This window comes from Gemmatirosa kalamazoonensis (genome assembly GCF_000522985.1).
Taxonomy (GTDB): domain Bacteria; phylum Gemmatimonadota; class Gemmatimonadetes; order Gemmatimonadales; family Gemmatimonadaceae; genus Gemmatirosa; species Gemmatirosa kalamazoonensis.
This window is the reverse complement of record NZ_CP007128.1, coordinates 4,550,717-4,577,288: the sequence shown is the minus strand read 5'-3', so window position 1 is coordinate 4,577,288 and position 26,572 is coordinate 4,550,717. Positions and strand designations below refer to the sequence as shown.

Annotated in this window: 23 protein-coding genes; 17 read left to right on the top strand and 6 right to left on the bottom strand. The window is 70.6% G+C overall.

What is annotated here, in order from left to right; translation table 11 throughout:
* Nucleotides 1–74: 74 nt before the first annotated feature.
* From J421_RS19940 to J421_RS19930, 3 genes are all read right to left on the bottom strand, one after another.
* On the bottom strand, nucleotides 75–3,170 hold the full coding sequence (locus J421_RS19940; protein ID WP_025412936.1) for an ATP-binding protein: 3,096 nt from the start codon (nucleotides 3,168–3,170) through the stop codon (nucleotides 75–77).
* Nucleotides 3,171–3,326: 156 nt separating this feature from the next.
* Nucleotides 3,327–4,358: an AAA family ATPase gene (locus J421_RS19935; protein WP_025412935.1), complete on the bottom strand. Its 1,032-nt coding sequence runs from the start codon at nucleotides 4,356–4,358 to the stop codon at nucleotides 3,327–3,329.
* Between the two features lie 113 nt (nucleotides 4,359–4,471).
* On the bottom strand, nucleotides 4,472–4,945 hold the full coding sequence (locus tag J421_RS19930; RefSeq protein WP_158508849.1) for a BsuPI-related putative proteinase inhibitor: 474 nt from the start codon (nucleotides 4,943–4,945) through the stop codon (nucleotides 4,472–4,474).
* A 471-nt stretch (nucleotides 4,946–5,416) separates the two neighbouring features.
* Here J421_RS19930 and J421_RS19925 point away from each other — a divergent pair, with 471 nt between their 5' ends.
* The 8 genes from J421_RS19925 (at nucleotide 5,417) to J421_RS19890 (ending at nucleotide 10,278) form a co-directional block, all read left to right on the top strand.
* Entirely contained in the window at nucleotides 5,417–5,656 is a 240-nt protein-coding gene (locus J421_RS19925) for an AtpZ/AtpI family protein (protein ID WP_025412933.1), read from the top strand.
* A complete protein-coding gene (locus J421_RS19920) occupies nucleotides 5,653–6,000 on the top strand; it encodes a hypothetical protein (protein ID WP_025412932.1) in 348 nt (115 codons plus the stop codon). Before J421_RS19925 ends, J421_RS19920 begins: the two co-directional genes overlap by 4 nt.
* Nucleotides 5,997–6,965 carry a F0F1 ATP synthase subunit A gene (gene atpB / locus J421_RS19915; RefSeq protein ID WP_025412931.1) on the top strand — a complete coding sequence of 323 codons (969 nt, stop codon included), beginning with the start codon at nucleotides 5,997–5,999 and terminating at the stop codon, nucleotides 6,963–6,965. Before J421_RS19920 ends, atpB begins: the two co-directional genes overlap by 4 nt.
* Nucleotides 6,966–7,121: 156 nt before the next feature.
* Nucleotides 7,122–7,400, top strand: coding sequence for an ATP synthase F0 subunit C (gene atpE / locus J421_RS19910; RefSeq protein ID WP_025412930.1), 279 nt, complete (start codon nucleotides 7,122–7,124; stop codon nucleotides 7,398–7,400).
* 80 nt (nucleotides 7,401–7,480) lie between these two features.
* Nucleotides 7,481–8,071: a F0F1 ATP synthase subunit B gene (gene atpF, locus J421_RS19905; RefSeq protein ID WP_025412929.1), complete on the top strand. Its 591-nt coding sequence runs from the start codon at nucleotides 7,481–7,483 to the stop codon at nucleotides 8,069–8,071.
* On the top strand, nucleotides 8,071–8,616 hold the full coding sequence (atpH, locus tag J421_RS19900; protein ID WP_025412928.1) for an ATP synthase F1 subunit delta: 546 nt from the start codon (nucleotides 8,071–8,073) through the stop codon (nucleotides 8,614–8,616). The genes atpF and atpH overlap by 1 nt, the downstream gene beginning before the upstream one ends.
* Before the next feature lie 243 nt (nucleotides 8,617–8,859).
* Nucleotides 8,860–9,216 (top strand): cupin domain-containing protein, encoded by a 357-nt coding sequence (locus J421_RS19895; protein WP_025412927.1) that lies wholly within the window; start codon nucleotides 8,860–8,862, stop codon nucleotides 9,214–9,216.
* Nucleotides 9,217–9,237: 21 nt separating this feature from the next.
* Nucleotides 9,238–10,278 carry a sugar phosphate nucleotidyltransferase gene (locus J421_RS19890; RefSeq protein ID WP_148306409.1) on the top strand — a complete coding sequence of 347 codons (1,041 nt, stop codon included), beginning with the start codon at nucleotides 9,238–9,240 and terminating at the stop codon, nucleotides 10,276–10,278.
* Nucleotides 10,279–10,478: 200 nt separating this feature from the next.
* Here the strand turns inward: J421_RS19890 and J421_RS19885 are convergent, their stop codons facing one another.
* Nucleotides 10,479–11,660 carry a M20/M25/M40 family metallo-hydrolase gene (locus J421_RS19885; protein ID WP_025412925.1) on the bottom strand — a complete coding sequence of 394 codons (1,182 nt, stop codon included), beginning with the start codon at nucleotides 11,658–11,660 and terminating at the stop codon, nucleotides 10,479–10,481.
* Nucleotides 11,661–11,831: 171 nt separating this feature from the next.
* On the opposite strand from J421_RS19885, the gene J421_RS19880 reads away from it, so the two are divergent.
* The gene (locus tag J421_RS19880) at nucleotides 11,832–13,070 is read left to right on the top strand and encodes an MFS transporter (RefSeq protein WP_025412924.1); all 1,239 of its coding nucleotides are present in this window, start codon (nucleotides 11,832–11,834) and stop codon (nucleotides 13,068–13,070) included.
* A 209-nt stretch (nucleotides 13,071–13,279) separates the two neighbouring features.
* Here the strand turns inward: J421_RS19880 and J421_RS19875 are convergent, their stop codons facing one another.
* Together J421_RS19875 and J421_RS19870 are read right to left on the bottom strand one after the other, a co-directional pair.
* A complete protein-coding gene (locus tag J421_RS19875; protein WP_104023177.1) occupies nucleotides 13,280–13,453 on the bottom strand; it encodes a YbdD/YjiX family protein in 174 nt (57 codons plus the stop codon).
* A 10-nt stretch (nucleotides 13,454–13,463) separates the two neighbouring features.
* Nucleotides 13,464–15,545, bottom strand: a complete 2,082-nt coding sequence (locus J421_RS19870; protein WP_025412922.1) for a carbon starvation CstA family protein — start codon at nucleotides 15,543–15,545, stop codon at nucleotides 13,464–13,466.
* Nucleotides 15,546–15,682: 137 nt separating this feature from the next.
* Between J421_RS19870 and J421_RS19865 the strand changes: the two genes are divergently transcribed.
* The 8 genes from J421_RS19865 (at nucleotide 15,683) to J421_RS19830 (ending at nucleotide 26,485) form a co-directional block, all read left to right on the top strand.
* On the top strand, nucleotides 15,683–16,699 hold the full coding sequence (locus J421_RS19865) for an isocitrate/isopropylmalate dehydrogenase family protein (RefSeq protein WP_025412921.1): 1,017 nt from the start codon (nucleotides 15,683–15,685) through the stop codon (nucleotides 16,697–16,699).
* 100 nt (nucleotides 16,700–16,799) lie between these two features.
* Nucleotides 16,800–17,621 carry a metallophosphoesterase family protein gene (locus J421_RS19860; protein ID WP_025412920.1) on the top strand — a complete coding sequence of 274 codons (822 nt, stop codon included), beginning with the start codon at nucleotides 16,800–16,802 and terminating at the stop codon, nucleotides 17,619–17,621.
* Between the two features lie 17 nt (nucleotides 17,622–17,638).
* The gene (locus J421_RS19855; protein ID WP_148306408.1) at nucleotides 17,639–18,493 is read left to right on the top strand and encodes a SprT-like domain-containing protein; all 855 of its coding nucleotides are present in this window, start codon (nucleotides 17,639–17,641) and stop codon (nucleotides 18,491–18,493) included.
* 35 nt (nucleotides 18,494–18,528) lie between these two features.
* Nucleotides 18,529–19,758 (top strand): acyl-CoA dehydrogenase family protein, encoded by a 1,230-nt coding sequence (locus J421_RS19850; protein ID WP_025412918.1) that lies wholly within the window; start codon nucleotides 18,529–18,531, stop codon nucleotides 19,756–19,758.
* A gap of 325 nt (nucleotides 19,759–20,083) precedes the next feature.
* Nucleotides 20,084–23,191: a SusC/RagA family TonB-linked outer membrane protein gene (locus J421_RS19845; RefSeq protein WP_104022846.1), complete on the top strand. Its 3,108-nt coding sequence runs from the start codon at nucleotides 20,084–20,086 to the stop codon at nucleotides 23,189–23,191.
* A gap of 1 nt (nucleotide 23,192) precedes the next feature.
* Complete coding sequence (locus J421_RS19840; protein WP_025412916.1) at nucleotides 23,193–24,506, top strand: RagB/SusD family nutrient uptake outer membrane protein; 1,314 nt, start codon at nucleotides 23,193–23,195, stop codon at nucleotides 24,504–24,506.
* Nucleotides 24,507–24,743: 237 nt separating this feature from the next.
* On the top strand, nucleotides 24,744–25,496 hold the full coding sequence (locus tag J421_RS19835) for an electron transfer flavoprotein subunit beta/FixA family protein (protein WP_025412915.1): 753 nt from the start codon (nucleotides 24,744–24,746) through the stop codon (nucleotides 25,494–25,496).
* Nucleotides 25,496–26,485: an electron transfer flavoprotein subunit alpha/FixB family protein gene (locus J421_RS19830; RefSeq protein WP_025412914.1), complete on the top strand. Its 990-nt coding sequence runs from the start codon at nucleotides 25,496–25,498 to the stop codon at nucleotides 26,483–26,485. Before J421_RS19835 ends, J421_RS19830 begins: the two co-directional genes overlap by 1 nt.
* Nucleotides 26,486–26,572 lie beyond the last annotated feature (87 nt).

Genomic DNA, 26,572 nt, shown 5'->3' with positions numbered 1-26,572 from the left:
CCTGGCTGGGGCTCGTCTTTGTTGTTGCCCCAAGGCCAATCCGTCGCATCGATGTTGAATCGTGTGTCGCCGCGCTATCCGCGGATGAGGGAGGCAGGCGACGTCCACGCTGCGAGCGAGCGCCGGAACTCGCGCACATAGTCACCGATGATGCGAGCCGCGTCGTCTGCACGACCGCTCCTTTCTAGCGCAAGTGCCAGCACGGCAGCAGTCCGGTCTTGCATGGGCTGGGATCGTAATGACACGTGGACGCGTTCAAGCTCGCGGATCAGGGCAGGATCAACCGTCTCGTCGCTGCAGTTGAGCAGCACCTCTACGAGCGTCGTTATTGCTCCACTGAGGATCCAGAGAAGCGGAAACGGTTCGGAGCGAACGGATTCGTACAACTCAAAGGCTGCGCGGAACGCTCGGTCACAGCGTCCCTCCAGTAACGCGAGGCGCGCGTTGGACTCCAGTAGCGGTGTACGATAGACATGCTGCGGGAACGTCGATATTCGTTGCTGGAAGCACTCGAGCCAGTACTGTGCCCGCGACTTGTCTCGCTCTAGCAGGTGGACTTCGAATAGCGTATGTACGGCGAGCACCTCGAAGTGAACGCTGCCCGCTTCGCGCGCGGCGCGCAGTGCGGCCTCGAGATACGGCACAGCTTGCGTTCCCATCCCGACGAGGACATAGGCCTGCGCGACATTTTGCAAGGCGCCTAGTCTCTTCAGAGGATCGGACTCCTCGGCGGCCAGTATTCGAAGCGCCTCAGCGTGCTCCAGGGCCTTCCGAGGGTCTCCGTGGTCGGCCTCGAAGATCATTTCCAGGTTAAGCCGTTCCAGCGGGTCGAGTGTCGGACTGGTCCGCGCATCCGCCGTGACCTCCCAGAAGCGCGCAGTAGCCTCGCCGCGCCCGCTATTCGTTGCGAGAACGAGACCCAACCTGGCTGCCTGGACTCGTGTGCCGGGTGAGAATTGCGGATCGGCCGCGACGGCGTACAACTCGTCGAGCAGGGGTAGTGTGTCGGCGCCGCTTCGGAATTCCGCGTTTATCCTCAGTAGTGCGTCGCCAGCGGAGGCCTCAGGGTCGAGTGTGGCCGCGCGCAAGGTTGCAAGTTCGGCTCCGACGAGCTTGGCTCTTTCCCACGAGGCACTTAGCGAAAGGCATCGAAGTGTTCTACGCAGAATGCTTGTCCGCTTCGACTCAGATGGATCGAATTCGAGTGCTCCCTCTAGGAGCCTGATGCTATCGGGAATCGCCCCGAGGCGCTCCACGGCTCCAGCGGCATCCATGAGTGTGTCGACTGCACGATCTGCCTCTTGTGCAGCGCGCCAGTGTGTAGCGGCAGCGAGGAGGCGCTCGGCAGTCGGATGCTGGGACTTAGTATCCGAGAGGCATGCGGCGGCACGCCCATGAAGAAGTCGCCGTACTGCTCGCGAAGTAGTGTCCAGTACTCGACGTCGGATGAGTTCATGGCGTGGAGCAACGACCGTTGACTCGTCATCCAGGAGCAATGCGGCGGTCAGTTCGTCCAGCGCGCCCGCGAAAGCATGCGACGGTAGCTCCAGGACCGTGCGCAAGTGCTCCATCATCGCGAACTCGCCGAGAATGGATGCTGACTCAAGTACTCGCCTCGCCGTCGGACTGAGTCGAGCCAGTCTCGCGTCCAACAATCCCTGCAACGACGGCGGCATCGTTCCCTCCGCTCCGCCTTCCAACCGGTGCACCACGAGCTCCCGCAGGAACAGCGGATTCCCCTCGCCGACCGACACGCACCACGCGAGCGCGTCCTCGCCTAACGACCCGCCGTGATCCTTCACGATCTCGCGCGCGTACGCCGACGCCGCCTCGGGCGTGAGCGCGAGCACCGGATGCACCGCCAGCTGCTCCACGCACCGCTGCGGCGTCACCGGCGTCGGGTGCGGGCCGCGCGACGTGAGGAGCATCAGCAGCCGCTTCTTCGGCAGCCACTCGAGGAGCGACGCGATCACCGCCCACGACGACGCGTCGAGCCAGTGCACGTCCTCGATCACCAGCAGCACCGTCGCCTCCCCCGTCACCGCGTCGCAGAGATCCACGATCGACTGCCGGATCCGCGACGCGATCCACCGCGGGTCGCTGATGTCGTCGGGCTGCACGCCGCCCGCCGGGTGAACCTCCGTTAGGCGGTCGAGGAAGGCGAGGGAGTCGGGCGCGACGCCGATCGCGCCGGGGAGCGCGCGGAGCTGCGGCACCGCTTCCGAGAAGGCGGACAGCGGACGCTCGGCGTCCGACTCCACCGTCGTCGCGCGCACCACACGGACGCCTTGCATCGAGGCGACCTTCGTGAGCTCGTGGACCAGTCGCGTCTTGCCGATCCCCGGGGCGCCCGTGAGGAGCACGCCGCTCCCCTCGCCGTTGCGGGCGCGTAGCATCGCCGTGGACAGCGTCTGCATGATCGCCGCGCGGCCGACGAAGCAGCGCTCCGACGGGCCGCCGTAGCGGCGCGACGGGAACCGCTCGGCGATGCGCCGCCGGAGCACCGTCGCCGGGAGATGCAGCTGCGAGCGCTCGGGACCCAGCTCCGCCACGAACCGGTCGAGGATCTCGATCGCCTCGTTCTTCGCGCCCTCCATCGCCGTCGCTTCGGCGCGCGCCAGCGTCGCCTCCTCGTTCAGCGGATCGAGCAGCAGGACGTCGCGCGCGAGCGCGTCCACCTCGCCCCACTCGCCGCGCAGGCGGTGCGCGTGCGCGACCTCGAGCAGCACGCGCCGCACGCGCGCCTCCATCGCCGCCCGCGCCTTGTCGAGCCACTCCGCGAACCGTCCAGAGAAGTGGGGCTCGTAGCCGGGAAGGACCGGCCCGATCGTGAGCGTCCCGGCCATCCGCTCCGCCACCAGCCGCTCGGCCGCCGGCGCGGCGCTGAACGTCGGCGCGACGAGCGACTCGGGGAGCATGAGCGTCTCCCGGCCCCCCTCCACCGGGGCGCCGCCGATGCGGAGCCGATACAGGAGCTGCCGCAGGCAGTGGCGGCCCCGCGTCGCATCGTGGTGGGGCCACAGCAGCTCGGCCAGCGCCTGGCGCGGCAGGTGCCGCCCACGCTCGGTCGTGAGATAGACCAGGGCGGCGAACAGCTGGTCCGAGTCGGGCGTGTAGTGCTCGCCGTCGACCTCGATGATGCACTCGCCGAGCGTACGCAGCCGGATCATGGGGCGTCCTCGCCGGGACTTCGGCTCATCGTGCGCGCCGCCGGGCCCCCGTCGGCCCGGCGATCACGCAACGAAGAGTCCGCATGTCCGTCACCACAGCGTCAATCTGTGACGTTGGCGATGCGTCAGAAAGACGCGCCCCTTACCGGGTAAAGGCTAAGCTCGCTCCCGCAGGTCGATGAGCTGCTCCACGCCCACGCCGTCCGCCTCGGCCTGGAAGTTCAGGACCAGCCGATGCCGCAGCACCGGGAGCGCCACGGCGCGCACATCGTCCAGGTCTGGCACCGGACGACCGTCGAGCGCCGCGCGCGCCTTCGCACCGAGGATCAGGTACTGCGACGCGCGCGGGCCGCCGCCCCAGCTGACGTACTTCTTCACCAGCGGGGTCGCGTCGGCGTCGTCGGGCCGGGTGGAGCGGGCGAGCCGGACGGCGTATTTCACGACCGTCGGCGGGGCCGGCAGGCGCCGGACGAGCCGCTGCAGCTCGCTCAGCCGCGCGGCGCCGAGCACCGGCGCCGGCTCGGCGTGGCGGTCGCTCGTCGTCATGGCGACGATCTGCTCCTCCTCGTCGCGCGACGGGTAGCCCACCCGCAGCTCGAACATGAACCGGTCGAGCTGCGCCTCGGGCAGGGGATACGTCCCCTCCTGCTCGATCGGGTTCTGCGTCGCGAGCACGAAGAACGGCTCCGGCAGGTGGTGCGTCGTCCCGGCGGCCGTGACGGCGTGCTCCTGCATCGCCTGGAGGAGCGCCGCCTGGGTCTTCGGCGGGGCGCGATTGATCTCGTCGGCGAGCACGATGTTGCCGAAGATCGGCCCCTTCACGAACCGGAACGCCCGGTGCCCCGTGGCATGGTCCTCCTCGAGCAGCTCGGTGCCGGTGATGTCGCTCGGCATGAGGTCGGGGGTGAACTGCACGCGCGAGAACGCGAGGTCGAGCGCCTGCGCCACCGTCTGCACGAGCAGCGTCTTCGCCAGCCCGGGGACGCCGACGAGGACGACGTGGCCGCCGGCGAGGAGCGCGGCGACGAGGTTGTCGACGATCTCGTGCTGCCCGACGACGCGACGGGCGATCTGCGCGGTGAGCGCGGAGCGGGCCGCGGCGAGCTCGCGGAGGAGCTCCACGTCCCGCGCGCCAGCGGCGTCGCGGCCCCCGCCGTCGCGGGAGGTGGGCTGGGCGTTCGTCGTCACGGCCGTCCTGGTGAGAGGAAGGCCGAAATCAACCCGCGTGCACGGGAGAAAAGAAGGGCGCCGGGGCGGGGAGCGCCGGCGCCGTGTCGAGCGGTATTTGAGCGGAGCGCGAGCTAGTGGACGAGGCTCGCGGTGACCGGGCCGCTGGTGGCGACGAGGTTCGACGGGCGGACCTCGAACGTGGCGCGGCGCTCGATCGGGAAGTTGCCGCTGCGCAGGATGGCGACGGCGGTGTACTCGCCCGGCTGCGTCGGCTCCCAGTGCTCCGCGTACACCGCGGTATCGCCACCGGACAGGAACTTGTTCTGCACCGTCTGGGTGAAGAGCCGCCCCCGGCTCCAGCGCCACACCTCGTGTCCCGCGGCGTCGAGCACCACGAAGTCGCGCGTCTGGCCGTTCGGGAAGTCGATCTCGACCTGCTTCTTGTCGAGGTTCACGACCTCGAGCGCGAGCCGGATTCCGTCGGGGGTCGGCGCGACGGCGAGCGCGGCGTCGATGCGGGTGGTGTCGCCGGCGCGGTGCGCGTGGTGGCTCGGCGCGGCGGGGTGGGCGGCGTCGGTCCCCGAGAGGCGCAGCCGGCCGATCATGGAGGTCGGCGTCGCGGCCGTGGTGCCATGGGGGCGCGGTCCGCACGCGAACACGATCGCGGCGGCGCAGACGAGGGGGACGACGAGACGACTATACATACGATGGGACGACGCGGCAGCGGCGGGGGGCGCGGCGCGGTCGACGGGCGAGGGAGGAGGCTCGAAGGGGGGCCTCACCAGCGCGCGGCAACCTACTGGCAGGGGGACGACGCGTCAACCCGATAGGTAACAGTAAGTCACGGGCGCGACGTGACTTATCCCACACTCATCTGGTTTCGCCATCTGTTCGGCCCGGGTGGGTGGTTCGCTTGCGAAAAATTTCACAAGCGATAGATTCCCGCCCGCGATGGAGCCAGGCGCGCAGGGTTCGGACCAGCAGGCGCCGCGCGAGCCGGATGTCGGGTCGACGCGGGACGCGCCGGGGGGTCGGCCGGTCGGCGGCCTCCGAGCGTCGGTGCCGTCGCGGCAGGGATGGGGCTGCAGTTCGCGATCTCCCTGCTGGTGTTTCTCTTTCTCGGGCAGTGGCTCGACCGACGCCTGGGCACGGCGCCGGTCTTTTTGTTGGGGTGTGTCTTCGTCGGAGTGGGCGGCTCGTTCTACGCGATGTACCGGACGATCATGGCCGCGCAGCGGCGAGAAGACGAGGCGCGCCGCGCGGAGCAGGCGCGCCGCGCGGCCGAATCGTTAGGCGGGACGCGAGGCGGCGCGTGAAGGCGCTCGCGCTGTTCGCCGGCGCCGCGCTCGCCATCGTGGCGGTCGCCGGGCTCGTGCTCACGCTGGTCTGGCCGTCGCCGGAGGCGGCGCGCGCCATTCGCGTGAGCGCGATCGTGGCGTTCGTCGTGCAGCTGTTCGCGTTCGGGATCATGCGGGTGGCCCGCCGCTCGAACCCGGTCGCCGCGTGGGGGCTCGGCATGCTGCTCCGCTTCGCCGTCTTCGTGCTCTACGCGTTCGTGTTCGTGAAGTCGCTCGCGCTCGTCGGTGGACCCGCGCTCGCCAGTCTGGCGCTGTTCTTCTTCCTCTCCACGCTCGTCGAACCTCTGTTGCTGAACGTATGAGACTGCTCGGCACCGCGCTGGCCCTGCTCCTCGCGCTCGGCGCGCCGCTCGCGGCGCCAACGGCCCGCGCGCAGGAGTCGACGACACATGCCGCGCCGGCGACCGCCGCGGGCGAGGCCACCCGGCCGGTCGACTTCATCACGCCGCACATCACCGACAGCGATCGCCTCGACCTGCCGTGCTTCAAGCGCGGACTCGTCTGCGAGGTGGACCTGGCCGAGGTCCTCGGCGCGCACTGGTATCTCCCCGGCACGCACATCGACGTGCGGCCGACGAAGCACGTCGTGATGCTCCTGCTCGCGGCGCTGCTCTCGGCCGCGGTGCTGATCCTCGCGGCGCGCGCGCACGAGCGGCACACGCACGAGGTGGGGCGGCCGAAGGGGTTCGCGGCCGGGATCGAGGCGATGGTGCTCTACCTCCGCAACGAGGTCGCCATCCCGAACCTCGGGCCGCACGGCGAGCGGTTCGTGCCGTTCGTGCTCACGCTCTTCTTCTTCATCCTGTTCGCGAACCTGCTCGGCCTCATCCCGTACGGGTCGACGGCGACGGGCAACATCTCCGTCACGGCGACGCTCGCGGTCATCACGATGATCGTCATCGAGGTCGCCGGAATGCGCGCGCAGGGGCTCGGCTACCTCAACACGATCTTCTACTGGAACAAGGATCTGAACCCGTTCATGCGGGTGATCATGTTCATCGTGATGACGCCGGTGGAGATGGTGGGCAAGCTGTCGAAGCCGTTCGCGCTGGCGATCCGTCTGTTCGCGAACATGACCGCGGGCCACATCGTGGTGCTCGCGTTCATCGGGCTGATCTTCGCGTTCGGCTACCTGGTGGGCCTCGCGCCGCTGCTCATGGCGGTCGGCATCATGCTACTCGAGATCTTCGTCGCGTTCCTGCAGGCGTTCGTGTTCTGCCTGCTGGCGGCGGTGTTCATCGGCCAGATTCGCGAAGCCCATCATTGATCGTTAGGCAGGACCGCGGGGGAGCTCGCTCCACCTCCGCGGCGGTACCCGGGTCGAGCGACCGGGGGATGCCCACTGAGCCACAGCTCGTTGGTGGGCGGCGCGAGAGCGCGGAGCGTACGGCACGATCACTTCAGTGAAATCGGAACTCGAACGATGGCGATCCTTCCTCTTCTCCAGGCCGCGGCCGAGACGGCCAGCAACAACCGCGGCTACGGTCTCATCGGCGCCGGCCTCGCCGCCGGCCTCTCGGCGATCGGCGCCGGCATCGGCATCGGCCGCATCGGCGGCTCGATGACCGAGAGCATGGCGCGCCAGCCCGAGGCGGCCGGCCGCATCCAGACGGCCGCGCTGATTCTCGCCGCCCTCATCGAGGGTGTCGCGCTGTTCGGCGCCGTCATCGGCTTCCAGATCCAGGGCAAGATCGCGTTCTGAGCCCGCGAGTCCCGGCGCCCGCCGACTCGAGTCGGCGGGCGGCCAGGCTCACTCTTCTTGGTGACTTCCTGATCTCTTCGATGCGTACCGTCTATCGCTCGCTGCCCCTTCTGACGCTCGCCGCCTCGCCGCTCCTCGCGCAGGAGCACGAGGCGCAGGGGCCGGTGAACCTGCTCGAGCCGCACGCGGGGCTGATGTTCTGGACGCTCGTCATCTTCGTCGTCCTGCTCGTCGTCCTGTCGCGCTTCGCGTTCAAGCCGCTCGTCGCCGCCGTCGAGGCGCGCGAGCGCACGCTCGAGGACGCGATCCAGGGCGCGAAGCGCGACCGCGACGAGGCCGCCCGCCTGCTCGCCGAGCAGCGCGCGCAGCTCGACGCGTCGCGGGGCGAGGCGCAGAAGCTCATCGCCGACGGCCGCGCCGCGGCCGAGAAGATGCGCGCGGAGCTGCTCGAGCAGACACGCCAGCAGCAGCAAGAGCTGCTCGAGCGCGCGCGCCGCGACATCGACGCGGAGCGCGACCGCGCCATCGCCGATCTGCGCCGCGAGGCGGTGGATCTCGCGATCGCCGGCGCGTCGAAGGTCATCGAGCGCAACCTCGACGACACGTCGAACCGTCAGCTCGTCGAGAACTTCCTCGGCAGCCTCCAGCCGGCCGGCGGGGCGCGTCGCTGATGCGCGACACGACCATCGCCCGCAACTACGCCGAGGTCCTCCTCGCGCTCGCGAACAAGGCGGACGACACCGATGGGTGGGGGCGCACGGTGCGCGAGGTCGCCGACGCGATCGGCGCCGACGTGACGCTGCGCCACTTCCTCGAGTCGCCGCGCGTGTCCGCGGAGCGGAAGGGCGAGATCCTCGCGCGGGCCTTCCAGGACCGACTGCCGCCGCTGTTCGTGCGCTTCCTGCAGACGCTGTTGCGGAAGGGCCGGCAGATGCTGTTCCCCGAGATCGCGACCGAGTACCACACTCTGCTCGACGAGGCGGAGGGGCGCGTGCACGCGCAGGTCACGTTCGCGCGTAGCCCGTCGGAGGGAGAGCGCGCGGCGGTGACGCAGGGGCTCTCGCGCACGCTCGGCAAGCAGGTGGTGCCGCACGTGACGGTGGATCCGGCGATCGTCGGCGGCGTGGTGGTGCGGGTCGGCGACCAGGTGATGGACGGATCGGTGCGCCGACGTCTCCGGATCCTCCGCGAGCGGCTCGTGCACGGCAACGCGTAAGGACGTCGGTCGGGGTAGGGCATGCGCGAGCGCGGCGGGCGATTCCTTCGGGAGCGTCCGCCGCGCTCGCGTCGTCGTGGAGGTAGTGCGCGGTCGGACGGACGATTGTAGAGTGGGTGCGGCGGGTCGCGTCTGACGCCGCCGTCACGATCCCATCCTCCCCGAACCCGATTGCCCGTGGCCACGACCCTCCCGCCTCGCCCGTCCGCCTCCGACCAGCGGCCCACCAGCGGCCGCGCCGCCGTGCGCGTGGTGCCGAAGCCGTGGGGGCACGAGATCATCTGGGCGCACACCGAGCGATACTGCGGCAAGATCCTGCACATCACGGCGGGCCATTCGCTGTCGGTGCAGTATCACGAGCGCAAGGACGAGACGGTGTACCTGCTCTCGGGCGAGATGCGCTACTGGGTGGGCGAGCGGGCCGACGCGCTCACCGATCAGCGGCTGAAGCCCGGCGACGCGTTCCGCATCACGCCGGGCACGGTGCACTACATGGAGGCCGTGACCGACTGCGACGTGCTGGAGGCGAGCACGCCGGAGCTCGACGACGTCGTGCGCATCAAGGACCGCTACGGCCGCGAGGGGACCACCGCGCCGTGAGTGCTGGTGACGAGGCGCGCCGTGCTAGATTCCGGCGCGCCTCTCACCGTCCACCACGACATCGACATGAAGGTCATCATCCCGCTCGCCGGCAAGGGCACCCGGCTCCGTCCGCACACGCACATCACGCCGAAGCCGATGCTGCGCATCGCCGGAAAACCGGTGATGGACTACGTCATGGACGACGTGAAGCGGCTCGGCGACGTGGAGCAGGTCATCTACATCACCGGCCATCTGAAAGAGAAGGTCGAGGCGCACGCGCGCGACGACATCGGGCTGCCGGCGGTGTTCGTCGAGCAGCAAGTGCAGGACGGCACGGCGGGCGCGGTGAACCTCGCGCGGCCGTACGTCGACCAGCCGGTGCTCATCATCTTCGTCGACACGATCTTCGACGCGGATCTGTCGATCGTGCACGACACCGACGCCGACGGAATCATCTGGACGAAGGAGGTCGAGGACTACCAGCGCTTCGGCGTGGTGGTCACCGATGCCGACGGCAACATGACGCGCATCGTCGAGAAGCCGAAGGATCCGATCTCCAAGCGCGCGAACATCGGTCTGTACTACGTGCGGAACTGGAAGCTGCTGTACGAGGGGATCGACCACGTGCTCGCGCAGCCGCCCAACAAAGGGGAGTTCTACCTCACGGACGCGTTCCAGTACATGATCGACAAGGGCGCGAAGATCCGCGTCATCGACGTGCAGGGCTGGTACGACGCGGGGCAGATCGAGACGCTGATCGACACGAACCGCGTGATGCTGGAGAAGGGCCGCGCGCGCCGTCCCGCATCGCTCGACGCGGGCGCCCGACTCGTCGACCCGGTCTACGTGGAGGAGGGCGCGCGCATCACGAACTCCACCGTCGGGCCTAACGTGTCGGTGGCCGCGGGAACGGTGATCGACGGCTCGGAGGTGCGCGACACGATGATCGGCGCGAACTGCCGCCTCACGAACTGCGAGCTCCGCAACTCCGTGATCGGCGACCACGTGACGCTCGACGGCATGCGCGGCTCGGTGACCGTCGGCGACCACTCGGAAGTGCGCGCCGCGCCGCGCGGGTGATTCGTCTCCGGGGGGCGTCGCGCCTGGACGGGACTCCACGTACGTGTTTCTCGAGGACTGAAGAGGGACTGAAGGAGGACTGAAGAAGGACCGACAACACTTTCTGTGTCTGGTCCTTCTTCAGTCCCTCTTCAGTCCTTCTTCAGTCCAACGAACACACGTACGTGGAGCCTCGACGGGTGCGACGTCCGGATGACCCGTCAGGCCAGACCCGCCGCGGCGACGGCGAGCGTGAGCGCTCGCGCCACGCCGACGGAGCCGTCGGTGTTGTCGAACCACTCGCCCGGCGTGTGCGCATCCCCGCCGCGGCCGCCGGCGCCGATCGCGACGGCGGGCACGCCGAGCCCGATGGGCACGTTCGCGTCGGTCGACGCGGTCGCGAGCTCGGGGCGGCGGCCGACGAGGCGCGTCGCGGCGAGGGCGGCGCGCACGAGCGGATCGTCCTCGGGCACGACGCCGCACGGGCGGTCCCCGATCAGCTCCACGTGGTGCTCGAGCGGCGGCGTGCCGTGCGCGCGGCGCGCGTTCTCCGCGGCGCACGCGTCGCGCGCGGCGCGATGCGCGGCGCGCGACAGGGCGTGCAACGTGCTCGGATCGGTCGAGCGGATGTCGACCTCGATCCACGCGTCCCGCGGGATCGCGTTCACCGACATGCCACCGCCGATGCGCGCGACGGTGAGCGTGGCCCGCGGCTCGTCGGGCAGCGGCAGCGTCGCGAGCCGCGCCGCGCACACCGCCGCGGCGTGGATGGCGTTAGGCACCCCGAACGCGGCCCAGCTGTGCCCCCCAGGCCCGGTGAAGCGCGCGCGGAAGCGGCGCGAGCCGAGCGCGCGGTGCACGACGCGCTCGTCGCCCGCGCCGTCGATGACGATGACCGCGGCCGGCGGCGGCGCGTCCTCGAAGTAGCGCTTCGCGCCGCGGAGGTCGCCGAGCCCCTCCTCGCCGACCGTGGCGACGAACTCCACGGGGCGGCGCGTGCGCACGGTGGTGCCGTCGATCGCCTCGGCCAGCGCGAGCATCACGGCGAGCCCGCGTCCGTTGTCGCCGATGCCAGGACCGACGAGCCGTCGTCCGTCGCGCCGGACGCGGAGCGGCACGTCGCGCGGGAAGACGGTGTCGAGGTGCGCGCACAGCACGACGGGAGCGGTGCGCGCGGCGCCGGGACGGCGAGCGATGACGTTGCCGACGTCGTCGGTGCGCACGTCGGCGAGGCCGAGCGCCGAGAACCGGCGCGCCATCCATGCACCGCGCTCCGCCTCGTCGCCCGTCGGCGCCGGGATCTCGCAGATCGCGACCTGCGTGCGCACGATCTCCGCGTCGTTCGCGGCGAGACGCGCGTGCACGGGGGCGAGCGCTTCGTGAACCTGGTGCGTGCGCGGCATGGAGGTGGCGATCGGGGCGACGGGGGGGGACGCGTCGGGGAGATGGCCCGGCGACCGGCGCAGCGCAAGGGCCGGTCCCGGGTGGACCGCCCGCCTAGATTCGGCGACGTCCCACGACCGGAGCCAGAGCGACGCGTGACCACGACGAACACGACCGATACGAACACCGAGATGCCGACAGCGGCGCGCCCGCGCGCGCGCCTCGGTCGCAACGTCGTCGCGCTCTCGGCGGTGAGCCTGTTCACCGACGCGTCGAGCGAGATGATCTACCCGCTGCTGCCGATCTTCCTGCAGGTGGTGCTCGGCGCGACGGCGAGCACGGTGGGCGCGATCGAGGGCGCGGCCGAGTCGGTCGCGGCGCTGCTGAAGCTCGCGAGCGGGTGGTGGTCCGACCGCGTGCGACGCCGGAAGCCGCTCGTCGTCGCGGGATACACGATCGCATCGGTGGCGCGTCCGCTCGTCGCGGTAGCGGCGACGCCGGCGCACGTGCTGCTCGTTCGGCTCGTCGACCGCGTGGGCAAGGGAATCCGCACGTCGCCGCGCGACGCGCTGCTCGCCGACTCGGTGGATCCGGCGGTGCGCGGGCGCGCGTTCGGGTTCCACCGCGCGGCGGACCACGCGGGCGCGGTGGTGGGGCCGCTCGTCGCGTTCGCGCTGCTGCAGGTGGGACATCTCTCGATGCGGAGCGTGTTCTGGCTCGCTGCGGTGCCGGCCGCGCTCGCGGTGCTCACGCTGGTGCTGGCGGTGCGTGAGGCGCCGGGGCCGTCGCTGCCGCCGGCGCCGGGGGCCCCCCCCCGAGAGCAACATGACGACGCGCCGGTGCCGGCGCCTAACCGAACCGACGCGCACGCGGACGCGGCGACGCACGGGCGCGCGTTCCCGACGTTCCTCGGCGCCGTGACGCTGTTCACGCTCGGGAACTCGTCCGACGCGTTCCTGCTGCTGCGCGCGCGGCAGCTCGGCGTACCGGTGGCGCTCGTGCCGGTGCTCTGGTCGGCGTTCCACGTCGTGAAGTCGGCGTCGAGCACGCCCGGCGGTGCGCTGTCGGATCGCTACGGGCGCAAGCCGCTCATCGTCGCCGGGTGGCTGCTGTACGCCGCGGTGTACCTCGCGTTCGGGCGCGTGGAGACGGCGTGGGCGGCGTGGGCGCTGTTCGGCGTCTACGGGCTGTTCTTCGGGCTGACCGAAGGGACGGAGAAGGCGCTCGTGGCCGACCTCGTGCCGCGCGCGCGACGCGGGACGGCGTTCGGCTGGTACAACCTCGCGATCGGCCTCGCCGCGCTGCCGGCGTCGCTGCTGTTCGGCTTCGTGTGGGACCGCGTGGGACCGCCGGCGGCGTTCACGTTAGGCGCGTTCCTCGCGCTGCTGGCCGCGATCGTGCTGGGATTCGTGCGGGTGGATCCGCGGTGACGCGCGGGCGTTTGTGCGCGCGGCGGAGCTCCGCTTTCGGGCGTCGCTCCGCGCGGGTTTGGACGCGGATCACGCGGATCACGCGGACAGATCCGGATAGGTTCTCGCCTGTAGTCTCAAGTCGAGAACCTATCCGGATGTGTCCGCGTGATCCGCGTCCACTTCTAGATCCGTGCGCCGCGAGGAGGTTTGGGCCGGGCGCGAGCCGGTCAGCAGCAGCGCGCCCCCGGCCGGTCGTAGCGCGCCGCGAGGCGCTCGCGCGCGAACTCGTCGCGCGTCATCGGGGTGCAGCCCGGGTGGTGCGCGTGCACGTGGGCGACGTAGCGCTCGTAGTCGGGGGCGCCGACGATCGCGCGCAGCAGCCGCGCGGCGCGGTGCAGCATCTCGCGCACGTCAGTCGCCCGCCACGGGCTGCGCGCCGCGGAACGCGGGCGCGTCGCCGGGAACCTCGGTGCTGAGCGCCGGCTTGCGACCCGTGAGCACCGCCGACCACTCTCGGAGCGAGTCGGCGAGGATGACGACGACGGCGAGGACGAAGAACCCCGCGACGGCGGCGTCGAGGCGGTCGTTGAACATCATCCGCTGCGCCGCGGCGACCGACTTCACGCCCGGCGGCAGCGTGCCCGAGGCCACCGCTTCGGCGAGGACGCGGGCGTGCGCGAGGAAGCCGATCTTCGGGCTCGACGACCAGATCTTCATCCATCCGGCGGTCATGGTGACGGCGACGAGCCACGCGAGCGGGAGCAGCGTCACGAACGCGTAGCGCGCCTTGCCCATCTTGATGATGACGGTCGTGCCGACGCAGAGCGCGACGGCGGCGAGCAGCTGGTTCGAGATGCCGAACAGCGGCCACAGCGAGTTGATGCCGCCGAGGGGATCGGTGACGCCCTGGTAGAGGAAGTAGCCCCACGCGCCGACGACGAGCGCGCTGGAGAGCAGCACCGCCGGGTACCACGACACGCGGCCTAACGGCGCCCACGCGTGGCGCAGCAGGTCCTGCAGCATGAAGCGCCCGACACGCGTGCCCGCGTCGAGCGTGGTGAGGATGAACAGCGCCTCGAACATGATGGCGAAGTGGTACCACAGCGCCATCGCGCCGCCGCCGAGCGCGGAGCTGAACAGGTGCGCCATGCCCACCGCGAGGCTCGGCGCGCCGCCGGTGCGCGAGAGCAGCGACGCCTCGCCCACCTGCCGCGCGAGCGACTCGATCTCCGCCGGCGTGACGACGAAGCCCCACTGCGCGATCGCCGCGGCGGCCGACGTCGCGGTGGTGCCGAGCGCCGCCGCGGGCGCGTTGATGGCGAAGTAGACGCCGGGTGTGAGCACGCATGCCGCGACGAGCGCCATGATCGCGACGAGCGACTCGCAGAGCATCGCGCCGTAGCCGATGGGGCGCGCGTCGGGCTCGCGCTCGAGCAGCTTCGGCGTCGTGCCGCTCGAGATGAGCGCGTGGAAGCCGGAGATGGCGCCGCACGCGACGGTCACGAACACGAACGGGAACAGGTCGCCGGCGAACACGGGCCCCGTGCCGTCGACGAACCGCGTGAGGGCCGGCATCTGCAGCGGCGGCAGCACGACGAGGATGCCCAACGCGAGCGCGACGACGACGCCGATCTTCACGAACGCCGAGAGGTAGTCGCGCGGCGCGAGCAGCAGCCACACCGGCACGACCGACGCCGCGAAGCCGTAGACCATGATGAGGATCGCGAGCGTCGTCCCGCCGAGCGTGAACGTCGGCGCGAGCGCGGGGTTCTGCGCCACCGCGCGGCCGGCGACGAGCGCGACGCCGAGCAGCACGATGCCGATCGCGGAAGCCTCGAGCACGCGGCCCGGTCGCAGCCAGCGCAGATACACGCCCATGACGAGCGCGATCGGAATCGTGAGCCCGATGGTGACGACGCCCCACGCGCTCTCGCGCAGCGCGTTCACGACGACGAGCGCGAGCACCGCGATGAGCACGATCATGATGCCGAGCACCGCGACGAGCGCGGTGACGCCGGCGACGGGCCCGATCTCGTCGCGCGCCATCTGCCCGAGCGTCTTGCCGTCGCGTCGCACGCTCGCGGCGAGGATGACGAAGTCCTGCACCGCGCCGCCGAGCGCGACGCCGATGATGATCCAGATCGCGCCGGGGAGGAAGCCGAACTGCGCGGCGAGCGTGGGCCCGACGAGCGGGCCGGGGCCGGCGATGGCGGCGAAGTGGTGGCCGAAGACGATCCAGCGGTTCGTCGGCACGTAGTCGCGTCCGTCGGCGAGACGCTCGGCGGGTGTGCGCCGCGCGGCGTCGAGCGCGAAGACCTTCGCCGCGATGAAGCGGCTGTAGAAGCGATACGCGACGAGATACGTGCAGACGGCGGCCGTGATGAGCCAGGCCGCGCTGATCGTCTCGCCGCGGGAGAGCGCGAGCACGCCGAACGCGGCGGCGCCGGCCAGCGCGATGGCGGCCCACAGAAGGGCGCGGAAGGTGCGGGGCATGGCGAGAAGTTGCGGCGCGCGCAAGGCCTGTCAACTTCCCAGACGGGCCCGGTCGGGCGCTGGCACACGGCTGGAACCGGCCCCGCGCGACGCGTTACCTTGCGTGCTCCTCCACGCATCGCACAGCCTCGAGACACATGCCCACGCAAGTCACGCTGATCCCGGGCGACGGCATCGGCCCGAGCATCTCCGACGCGACGGTCCGCATCCTCGACGCGGCCGGCGCCGACATCCAGTGGGACGTGCAGGTCGCGGGACAGGCCGGTGTCACGCGGTGGCACGACCCGATGCCCGACGCGACACTCGACTCCATCAAGCGCACGTGCCTCGCGCTCAAGGGCCCGCTCGAGACGCCGGTGGGACAGGGGTTCCGCTCGGTGAACGTGGCGCTGCGCAAGACGTTCGACCTGTACGCGAACGTTAGGCCGGCGCGCACGCTCGTCGAGCACAAGCGGCGCTACGAGGACATCGACCTCGTGATGATCCGCGAGAACACCGAGGGGCTGTACATCGGCAACGAGCACTACATCCAGATCGGCAACGACCCGAAGGCCGCGGCGGAGTCGATCGCGCTCATCACGCGGCACGGCTCCGAGCGCATCGTGCGCTACGCGTTCGACTACGCGGTCGCGCACGGGCGGAAGAAGGTGACGCTGGTTCACAAGGCGAACATCCTGAAGTACTCGCAGGGCCTGTTCCTCGACGTCGGCCGCGAGGTGGCGCGGGACTACGCCGGCCGCGTGGAGTTCGAGGATCAGATCGTCGACGCGATGGCGATGAAGCTCGTGCTGCAGCCGGAGCGGTTCGACGTCATCGTCACGACGAACCTGTTCGGCGACATCCTGTCCGATCTCATCTCCGGGCTCGTCGGCGGGCTGGGGCTCGCGCCGGGCGGCAACATCGGGCGCACGGCGGCGATCTTCGAGGCGGTGCACGGCACGGCGCCCGACATCGCGGGCAAGGGGATCGCGAACCCGGGCGCGCTCGTCCTCGCGGCCTGCATGATGCTCGATCACATGGGCAAGAGCGACGTCGCGACGCGCGTGCGCGGCGCCCTCGAGGGCACGCTGAAGGACGGCCGCTCGCTCACCCGCGACCTCGGCGGCGCGGCGAGCACCGACGAGTTCACGAACGCGATCATCGCGCGACTCTGATGCCGAAAGCCCTCGACCGCTCCACGCTCCACGCTCCACGCTCGCTCCGCCGCGCGTGGATGTGGAGCGTGGAGCGTGGAGCGTGGAGCGTGGAGGGGCTGTGACGTCGATCCTGCACGTCTCCGATCTCCACTTCGGCCGCCCCGCGGTGCCGGCGCAGATCGACGCCATCGAGGCGGCGATCCACGCCGAGCGGTTCGACGTCGTGGCGGTGTCGGGGGACCTGTCGCAGCGGGCGCGCGCGGGCGAGTTCCAGCGCGCGCATGTGTTCCTCCGCGATGCGGGACGGACGAGCCGCACGATCGTCGTGCCGGGGAACCACGACGTGATGTGGTGGCGCGCGCCGCTCGGCATCGGCGACGAGACCGCGCTGTACGAGAACTATCGCGCGTACGTGGACGAGGATCTCGAGCCGGTGCTGCGCGTGCCCGGCGCGACGTTCGTGGGGCTGAACACCGCGCAGGGCGTGCTGCCGGCGACGCTGACGTGGAACGTGCGGGACATCTCCATCATCGGACACTTGACGAAGCAGCAGATCGAGCGGGCGCGGCGCGCGTTCGACGAGTCGCCGAGCGGCGACGCGCGCGTGATCGTGATGCACCACAACCCCGTGAAGGGACAGCTCTCGCAGCGGCACGGCCTCAAGAACACGCCGAAGATCCTCGGCGCGTTCGCCGAGATGGGCGTCGATCTCGTGCTGTGCGGGCACGATCACCAGGAGGCCGTGCACTTCGTGGAGCACACGCGCAAGGGCACCGTGATCTCCACCGCGGGCACGGTGTCGAACCGCTCGCGCGGCGGGCGTCCGTCGTCGTACAACGTCATTCGCGTCGGCGGTGACGAGATCGACATCACGACGCACGTCTGGTCGGCCGAGGCGAAGGACTTCGTGGCGGGGCCGCACAAGTGCTTCGCGCGCTAGAGGGCTGGGTGGACCGCATGACGCACCGCTTCCGGGGGAGCCGCCGCCCGGCGGAGACGCCGTCGTCGCAGCTCGCGCTGGACTTCGGGAGTCGGGACTCGGGACTCGGGACTCGGGACTCGGTTGCGGAATGCGAGTCCCGAGTCCCGAGTCCCGAGTCCCGACTCCCGAGTCCCGATCCGAGTGCGTTCCACGGGCGGCTGCGCGCGTTAGGCCTCATCGGCATCGACCGCGTGCGGCTCACGCGCAACCGCACGGTGATGGTGAGCTTCAGCGACGGCGAGCTGCGCGTGCACGAGGGGTACCTCGACGCGCCCGAGGACGTCCTGCGCGCCGTGGTGCGCTTCGTGTGCGGGCGCACGCGGGCGGAGCGCAAGCGCGCGCGCGAGGCGATCCTCGCCTATCAGATCGCGCGGCCGTCGGCGTCGCGCCGGCGGGAGCGCTCGCGCCCCGAGGACGCGCCGCTCGTCGCGCAGCTCGAGCGGTTCCACGCGCACTACAACCGCGTGTACTTCGGTGGTCGCCTGCGCACGCTGCCCATCCGGCTCTCGGCGCGCATGCGCACGCGGCTCGGCCACTACACCGCGGCGTCGCCGACGGGCGAGCCGGCGGAGATCGTGATCGGACGCGACCACATCCGCCGTCACGGGTGGGAGGAGGCGCTCCACACGCTGCTGCACGAGATGGTGCACCAGTGGCAGGACGAGAGCGGCCACCTCATCGACCACGGCGCGACGTTCCGCACGAAGGCACGCGAGGTCGGCATCACGCCCTCGGCCCGGCGGCACGTGACGCCGCGTCGCCAGCGACAGGCGGCGCCCCCCGCACCGGCGGCACACACGATCGGGCTCCGGGCGGCGCGCGAGGAGTAGTTAGATTCCGGCATTCGCTCACCGGACCCCACGTCATGGCCACCGAACTCGCCGAGTCCTACTTCCCGTCGCCGCAGCTCACGCCGCGCGACGGAGACCTGTTCAACATCGACGCCGCGCTGACCGAGGAGGAGCGCGCGGTGCGCGACTCCGTGCGCCGGTTCGTCGACGAGCGCGTGCTGCCGATCATCGGCAAGTACTACGTGGACGGCAAGTTCCCGAAGGAGCTCATCCCCGAGATGGGGGAGCTCGGCTTCTTCGGCGCGAACCTTCCCGAGGAGTACGGCTGCGCGGGGCTGAACAACGTCTCGTACGGGCTGATCATGCAGGAGCTCGAGCGCGGCGACTCCGGCATCCGCTCGTTCGCGTCGGTGCAGGGCGCGCTCGTGATGTACCCGATCTACGCGTTCGGCAGCGAGGAGCAGAAGCGCCACTGGCTGCCGCGCATGGCGAAGGGCGAGGTCATCGGCTGCTTCGGCCTCACGGAGCCCGACTACGGCTCCAACCCCGCCGGCATGATCACGCGCGCCCGCAAGCAGCAGGACGGGAGCTGGGTCCTGAACGGCGCGAAGATGTGGATCACGAACGGATCCACGGCGCACGTCGCCGTCGTGTGGGCGAAGACCGAGGACGACGACGACAGCGGCCGCTCGATCCGCGGCTTCGTGGTGCCGACGGACACGCCGGGGTTCACGGCGCGCGACCAGAAGGGGAAGCTCTCGCTGCGCGCGAGCGACACGTCGGAGCTCGTGCTGCAGGACGTGAAGCTCCCCGCCGAGGCGATCCTGCCGAACTCCGGCGGACTCAAGTCGCCGCTCATGTGCCTCACGCAGGCGCGCTACGGCATCTCGTGGGGCGCGCTCGGCGCGGCGATCGCCTGCTTCGAGGAGGCGACGAGCTACGCGAAGAACCGCGTGATGTTCGACAAGCCGATCGGCGCGTTCCAGATCCAGCAGGTGCGGCTCGCCGAGATGCTGACCGAGATCACGAAGGGCCAGCTCCTCTCGCTGCACCTCGGCCGCTGCAAGGACCTCGGCACGTTCACGCCGACGATGGTCTCGCTCGCGAAGCGCAACAACGTGAACATCGCGACGGACATCGCGCGCGAAGCGCGTCGCCTCCTCGGCGGCAACGGCATCCTCGCCGAGTACGCGTCGATGCGGCACATGGCGAACCTGGAGAGCGTGTACACGTACGAGGGGACGCACGACGTGCACTCGCTCGTGCTCGGCCAGGCGATCACCGGATTCAACGCCTTCAAGTGAAGTAACGGGGACCGCGGGCGCCGATACGGCGGGATCGCGCACGGCGGGATCGCGCACGGCGGGAGCGAGAACGGCGGCGGGTACGGCGGAGTCGGATACAGCGGAGGTCGCAGCTTCGCCGTACCCGATTCCGCCGTACCCGCCGCCGTGTTCGATTCCGCTTCTTCGCTTCCGCCGTCGTCGTTCCGTCGTTAAGAGGTCGTGGGTGACCCCGGTTGGTGATAGCGGGTCCGAAGAGCAGCAGTCCGCCGCTCCGTGGAGCGGCACTCTCGACGCTGGGCGGCGGTGTCGTGCCCGGCGTCTCTCCCGCCTAACAGGAGACGTCATGTCCGTTCACTCCGCACCGCCGGCCGGGCGACCGGCCGGCACTCGAGGTGTCGGGCGCGCGCTGGCGCTGGTGCTCGCCGCGCCGCCGGTGGTCGCGCCGCTCGCCTTGCTCGTGGCGCCCGCCCCCGCCGCGGCCGTGCAGCCGGCGGCCCAGGGCGTCGTCGCCGGCGTGGTGACGACGCAGTCGGGGCGCGCGCTGAGCGATGCACAGGTGGTCGTCGACGGGACGACCCTCGGCGCGACGACCGACGCGGCCGGGCACTTCCGCATCACCGGCGCGAGCGGCACGACCGTGCGCGTCACCGCGCGCCGCATCGGCTATGCGCCGACGACCGTCACCGCGCGCGTCGGCGCGACCGACGTCACCATCGCGATGGCCGAGCGGGTGCTCGAGCTGAACCAGGTCGTCGTCACGGGCACCGCCGGCGTGGCGGAGAAGCGTGCCGTCGGCAACGCGGTGAGCACCGTCAAGGCGGCGGACGTCGTCGCCACCCAGCCGGTGCGCAACGTCCAGGATCTGCTCACCGGCCGCGCCGCGGGCGTCGCCGTCATCGCGAGCTCGGGGCAGGTCGGCACGGGCTCACGCATTCGCGTGCGCGGCGCGTCGAGCCTGTCCCTCGCGAACGACCCGCTGATCTACGTCGACGGCGTGCGCGTCGACAACGCGCAGGCGACCGGCCCGACGGTGCAGGCGTTCGGCTCCGCGCCGGTGTCGCGGTGGAACGACTTCAACCCCGAGGACATCGAGAGCATCGAGGTCATCAAGGGGCCCGCCGCGGCGACGCTGTATGGCACCGAGGCGAGCAACGGCGTCATCCAGATCATCACGAAGAAGGGCGCCGCTGGCCGGCCGGTCGCGAACATCACCGCGCACCTCGGCTCGAGCTGGCTGCCCGGGTGGAAGGACGGCTACGGCTACACGAACTACGGCGCCGTGCAGCGCCAGGGCGCCGCGGCGGGCGTGCTCGACACGATCTCGATCACGATCGCGCAGCTGAACGACTCGCTGAACGCGCACTTCGGCCACGACATCTTCCGCGCCGGCGTGAACCGCGACGTCGAGGCGAGCGTGAGCGGCGGTCCCGCGCAGCTCAAGTACTACATGGCGCTGAACCACAACGAGGACGACGGCGTGGAGCGCGCGAACCGGCTGAACAAGTCCGGCGTCCGCGCGAACCTCACCGCGTCGCCGTGGCGCAAGGTCGACATCACGACCGCGCTCGGGTACACGACCGGTCGCACGTACCTGCCGTTCGAGTCGGGCGGCGGCGGCGCGACGTGGGCGACGTTCTTCTCGTCGCCGACGTTCCTCTACAACAACCCGGGCGCGGCGACCCAGACGCCGAACAACCCGCAGCTGGGCTTCCGCAGCGGGCCCCCGGACATCTACTACGCCTCGTACACCGAGTTCCAGGGGGTGAACCGGTTCACGGGGAGCATGACGATCGCGAACCGCCCCACCGGGTGGCTCGACCACCGGCTCATCATCGGCGTCGACCAGGTCGACGAGGACAACCAGGACCAGGAGCCGCGGAACGACATCATCGGCAACACGTACGCGTCGTTCAGCGGTCTCACCGGGCCTAACGCCGGGTACCTCGAGATCGACACGCGCAGCGTGCGCAACCTCACGGCGGACTACGCGCTGAACGCGAAGGTCGCGCTGCCGTGGAGCATGCAGAGCGTGACGTCGCTCGGCGGCCAGTTCTACGGCCGCCGCACGCACCTGCGCGGCGACGACGCGTTCGGGTTCCCGGCGGCGGGCTTCCTCTCGCTCACCTCGGGCGCCACGCAGCAGATCTTCCGCGACGACCTGTACGACAACAACACGCTCGGCGGCTTCGTGCAGGAGCAGCTGATCTGGAAGGACCGGCTGTACCTGACGGGCGCCGTGCGGCGCGACGACAACTCGGCGTTCGGCACGAACTACCCCGCCGTGACGTACCCGAAGCTGAGCGCCTCGTACGTCCTCAGCGAGGAGCCGGCGCTGCACCTGCCGAGCGCGATCAACACGCTGCGCGTGCGCGCAGCGTACGGCGGCAGCGGCCTGCAGCCGGGCGCGTTCGACGCCATCCGCACGTACAACGCGGTCGGCGGTCTGCTCACGCCGAGCAACGCGGGCAACACGAACCTCGGGCCGGAGAAGAGCTACGAGACCGAGATCGGCGCGGACGTCGGCCTGTTCGCGGACAAGCTGGGCGCCGAGGTCACGTACTACACCGGCTACACCAGGGACGCGATCCTGTCGCGGACCGCGGCGCCGTCGAACGGGTTCCCGGGGCTGCAGCTGTTCAACGCCGGCCGGGTGAACCGCAACGGCCTCGAATGGCTCGTGCGCGCGACGCCGTACAGCAGTCGCCCGGTCACGCTCGACTTCTCGGTGACCGGCAGCTTCACGCACCAGAAGATCAAGTCGCTCGCGCCGGGCACCAACCAGGTGGTCGTGTCGTCGAACGTGGTGCACGTGGTGAACTATGCACCCGGTGCGTGGTGGGACCGCCGCATCGTCTCCGCCGACTACAACCCGACGACGAAGAAGACGAGCAACCTGCTGTGCGACGACGGCAAGGGCGGCACCGTGGCGTGCGCGAGCGCGCCGCGCGTGTACCTCGGCAACTCGATCCCGACGCACGAGGGGTCGATCAGCGGCGGCGCCACGTTCTTCCAGAACCTGCGCCTCAACGCGTTCGTCGACTACCGCGGCGGCTACAAGAAGCTCGACGGCAACTACCGCGTGCGCTGCGGCGCGTTCGCGCTCTGCCGCGACCTGTACTACCCGGACGAGCAGCCGAACAAGGCGGTGCTCGCCGCGGAGCAGGCAGGCACGGCGTACACGTTCCACCTCATCAAGGACGCCGACTTCGTGCGGTTCCGCGAGCTCTCCCTGACGTACACGCTGCCGCAGCGCTTCGCGCGCCGCATCGGCGGCTCGGCCGCGGCGCTCACCGTCGCCGGCCGCAACCTGCACCTGTGGACGAACTACACGGGCCTCGAGCCCGAGGCGTCGTTCAACAGCGGCACCCGCGGCGGCGCGTACGGCTTCTGGGAGCAGAACGTGCTGCCGCAGACGCGCCAGATCGTGACGACCCTCAACCTCTCCTTCTGAGATGACGCCTAACACGCACCACGCCGCGCCGCGGCGTCCGCGCGCGGGCGTCGGGCCCGCGGTACTCCTCCTGCTGCTGACGGCCGGCGCGGCGTGCTCCGGCACCGTCGACAAGCTGCTCTCGGTGACGACGCCGAGCCGCCTCGCCGACGAGCAGTTCCTCGTGCCGCAGAACGCGCAGCTCATCGTCAACAGCGCGGTCGCCGACTTCTCGTGCGCGCTGAACGGCTACGTCGTCGCGTCGGGGCTCTCGTCGGGCGAGCTGGCCGACGCGTCGCAGACCGCGTCCCGCTGGTCGTTCGACCGCCGCGACATCCTGCCGACCGACGCGCAGTACGCCACGTCGAGCTGCACGGGCCTCGGCGTCTACACGCCGATCAGCACCGCGCGCTTCTCCGCCGACCAGGCGCTCTCGCACCTGGACACGTGGACCGATGCGCAGGTGCCTAACCGTCAGCAGCTGATCGCCCGGGCGGCGCTCTACGCCGGCTTCTCGTACGTGCTCCTCGGCGAGGGCTTCTGCTCGGCCGCGGTGAACCTCGGCCCCGAGCTGCAGACCGCGCAGGTGATGGACTCCGCGATCGCCCGCTTCACCCGTGCCATCACCGTCGCGCAGTCGCTGAACGACCAGACGACGCTGAACGCGGCGTACGTCGGCCGCGCGCGCGCGAAGATCGACAAGGGCGACAAGGCCGGTGCCGCGGCCGATGCGGCGCTCGTGCCGGTGGGCTTCGTGCTGAACACGGTGGCCGACGCGACGGTGTCGCGCCTCAGCAACCGCGTGTTCGCGGAGAACAACAGCGGCGCGGGCGGCGTCACGATCGCCCCCGCGTACCGCAACCTCACCGTGGGCGGGCTGCCCGACCCGCGCGTGAAGGTCGGCGATCAGAACCGGCTGAACAGCGACCAGGCGAACCGCTGGTTCACGCAGAGCAAGTACACGTCGCTCGCGACGCCGCTCCCGATCGCGTCGGGCATCGAGGCGCAGCTCATCCTCGCCGAGGCGACCGGCGGCACGCAGGGCGTCGCGATCCTCAACAGCCTCCGCGCGCGCAGCGGCATCGGGCTCCCCGCGCTGACCGCCGCGGAGGTCGCGGACTTCCAGGGGACGCTCTACTCCGAGCGCGCCCGCGAGCTGTTCCTCCAGGGCAACCACTGGTTCGACGTGCGCCGCTTCAACGCGCCGCTCGTGCCGGCGCCGGGCGCGACGTATCCGGCGGGCGGCGCGATCGCGAAGGCGGGCACGTACGGCAGCGAGCGGTGCTGGCCGCTGCCCGACGTGGAGCGGGCCGCGAACCCGAATCTGGGGAGCTGACGCGCTGGTAAAGGCCGCGCTCGTGAGGCGGCGCTCGTGAGGCGGCGCTGGTGACGCGGCGCTGGTGAGGCGGCGCTGGAATGGCGGCTCTGGACCCGCGCGGTATCAGGGCCGCCGTTCCAGCGCCGCTTTTTCAGCGCCGAGGTTCAGCGCCGCCTCATCAGGGTTGAACACCGTTCGGTAACCGGCGACCTTAGAGGCGCTGTTCTCGATTCCAGCTCCCAGGGAGGGTCCGCAGTGAAGATTGCGGTGTGCATCAAGCGCGTGCCGGTGATGGAGGTCAAGTTCGCGGTCGGCAAGGACGGCGCGAGCGTCGACGAGACCGGACTGAAGTTCGATGTGAACGACTTCGACCTGTGGGCGGTGGAAGCCGCGCTGCAGCTCAACGAGAAGAATCCCGGCGGCGAGGTCACCGTCGTGTCGCTCGGCACCGACGCCGCGCAGGAGCAGATCCGCAAGGCGCTGTCGATGGGCGCCGACAAGGGCGTGCTGCTGAAGACCGACCGGATGCCCACCGACGGCCTCGCGATCGCCCAGGCACTCGCCGCGGAGCTGAGAGGCGGCGGCTACGACGTGATCTTCTTCGGCATGAAGGCGATCGACTCCGACGCGCAGACCGTCGGCCCGATGGTCGGCGAGCTGCTCGACGTCGCGTGCGTCGCCGGCGTCTCGAAGCTGGACATCGCGAACGGGAAGGGCACCGCGCAGCGCGCGGTGGAGGGCGGCGTGGAGGTCGTGGAGTTCTCGCTCCCTGCGGTGATCACCGTCGACGAGGGGCTCGCGAAGGAGCGGCTCCCCTCGCTGAAGGGCATCATGGCGGCGAAGAAGAAGCCGCTCGAGACGAAGCCCGCGCAGTTAGGCACCGCGGGCGTCACGGTGACCAAGATGGAGCTGCCCGCCGAGCGCGCGGCCGGCCGCATCGTGGGCGAGGGCGCCGCGGCGGTGCCGGAGCTCGTGCGACTTCTCCAGACCGAGGCGAAGGTGCTCTGATGGCGAACGTGTTCGCATTCGCGGAGACGCGCGGCGGTGAGCTGCGCAAGGCGGGGCTCGAGGCCGTGACCGCGGCGCGGCAGCTCGCCGACGCGACCGGCGGCGGCGAGGTGCACGCCATGGTGGCCGGCGCGCCCGGCGTCGGTGGCGTCGCGCAGAAGCTCGCCGAAGTCGGCGCCGACGTCGTGCTCGTCGTCGAGCACCCGGCCCTCGCGCGCTACGACGCCGAGACGCTCACGCGTACCGTCGCCGAGCGCGTGAAGAGCGGCGGCTATCGCGCCGCGGTGTTCAGCGCGACCGCGCAGGGCAAGGAGCTCGCGCCGCGCGTCGCGGCACGCCTCGGGGCGCCGCTCGCCGCCGACGCCACGAGCGTTTCCGCCGAGGGGGGCGCGATCGTCGTGAAGCACCCGATGTACACGGGCAAGGTGATCGGCACGCTGTCGATCGCCGCATCGCCCGCGCTGGTGAGCGTGCGACTCGGCGCGATCACGCCGGCGCCTAACGCGAAGGCGGGCCGCGTGGAGGCCGTGCAGGCCGTCGGCGACCCCGCGCAGTCGAAGGCGCGCGTCGTCGAGCTGCGCGAGGGGAGCAAGGGGAAGGTCGACCTCGGCGAGGCGCCGGTGATCGTCTCCGGCGGGCGCGGACTGAAGGCGGCGGAGAACTTCAAGCTCGTCGAGGATCTCGCCGACGCGTTCGGCAACGCCGCCGTCGGTGCGACGCGCGCCGTCACCGACGAGGGATGGCGGCCGCACTCCGAGCAGATCGGCCAGACGGGGCGCGTGGTGAGCCCGCAGCTCTACGTCGCCGTCGGCATCTCCGGCGCCATCCAGCACCTCGCCGGCATGCGCACCGCGAAGACGATCGTCGCGATCAACAAGGACAAGGATGCGCCGATCTTCAAGATCGCCGACTACGGCATCGTCGGCGACGTGTTCGACGTGGTGCCGGCGCTGACGCAAGCGGTGAGGGCGGCGAAGCAGCACGGGTGAACCATTCTTTGACAGGATGAACAGGATGGACAGGATGAACACCGACAAGAGAGCCTTTGTGGTTGGTGTCCATCCTGTCCGTCCTGT

What these genes read in the sequence shown, in the direction of transcription:
- J421_RS19940 (WP_025412936.1), bottom strand. Translation starts at nt 3,170, where the DNA reads ATGATCCGGCTGCGTACGCTCGGCGAGTGCATCATCGAGGTCGACGGC.
- J421_RS19925 (WP_025412933.1), top strand. Translation starts at nt 5,417, where the DNA reads ATGGGGCTGCAGTTCGCGATCTCCCTGCTGGTGTTTCTCTTTCTCGGG.
- J421_RS19870 (WP_025412922.1), bottom strand. Translation starts at nt 15,545, where the DNA reads ATGCCCCGCACCTTCCGCGCCCTTCTGTGGGCCGCCATCGCGCTGGCC.
- atpH (WP_025412928.1), top strand. Translation starts at nt 8,071, where the DNA reads ATGCGCGACACGACCATCGCCCGCAACTACGCCGAGGTCCTCCTCGCG.
- J421_RS19830 (WP_025412914.1), top strand. Translation starts at nt 25,496, where the DNA reads ATGGCGAACGTGTTCGCATTCGCGGAGACGCGCGGCGGTGAGCTGCGC.
- J421_RS19875 (WP_104023177.1), bottom strand. Translation starts at nt 13,453, where the DNA reads ATGCTGCACCGCGCCGCGCGGCTGCTGCGCGCGATCGTCGGCGCCCCC.
- J421_RS19930 (WP_158508849.1), bottom strand. Translation starts at nt 4,945, where the DNA reads ATGATCGGCCGGCTGCGCCTCTCGGGGACCGACGCCGCCCACCCCGCC.
- atpB (WP_025412931.1), top strand. Translation starts at nt 5,997, where the DNA reads ATGAGACTGCTCGGCACCGCGCTGGCCCTGCTCCTCGCGCTCGGCGCG.
- atpF (WP_025412929.1), top strand. Translation starts at nt 7,481, where the DNA reads ATGCGTACCGTCTATCGCTCGCTGCCCCTTCTGACGCTCGCCGCCTCG.
- atpE (WP_025412930.1), top strand. Translation starts at nt 7,122, where the DNA reads ATGGCGATCCTTCCTCTTCTCCAGGCCGCGGCCGAGACGGCCAGCAAC.
- J421_RS19865 (WP_025412921.1), top strand. Translation starts at nt 15,683, where the DNA reads ATGCCCACGCAAGTCACGCTGATCCCGGGCGACGGCATCGGCCCGAGC.
- J421_RS19840 (WP_025412916.1), top strand. Translation starts at nt 23,193, where the DNA reads ATGACGCCTAACACGCACCACGCCGCGCCGCGGCGTCCGCGCGCGGGC.
- J421_RS19850 (WP_025412918.1), top strand. Translation starts at nt 18,529, where the DNA reads ATGGCCACCGAACTCGCCGAGTCCTACTTCCCGTCGCCGCAGCTCACG.
- J421_RS19845 (WP_104022846.1), top strand. Translation starts at nt 20,084, where the DNA reads ATGTCCGTTCACTCCGCACCGCCGGCCGGGCGACCGGCCGGCACTCGA.
- J421_RS19885 (WP_025412925.1), bottom strand. Translation starts at nt 11,660, where the DNA reads ATGCCGCGCACGCACCAGGTTCACGAAGCGCTCGCCCCCGTGCACGCG.
- J421_RS19855 (WP_148306408.1), top strand. Translation starts at nt 17,639, where the DNA reads ATGACGCACCGCTTCCGGGGGAGCCGCCGCCCGGCGGAGACGCCGTCG.
- J421_RS19880 (WP_025412924.1), top strand. Translation starts at nt 11,832, where the DNA reads ATGCCGACAGCGGCGCGCCCGCGCGCGCGCCTCGGTCGCAACGTCGTC.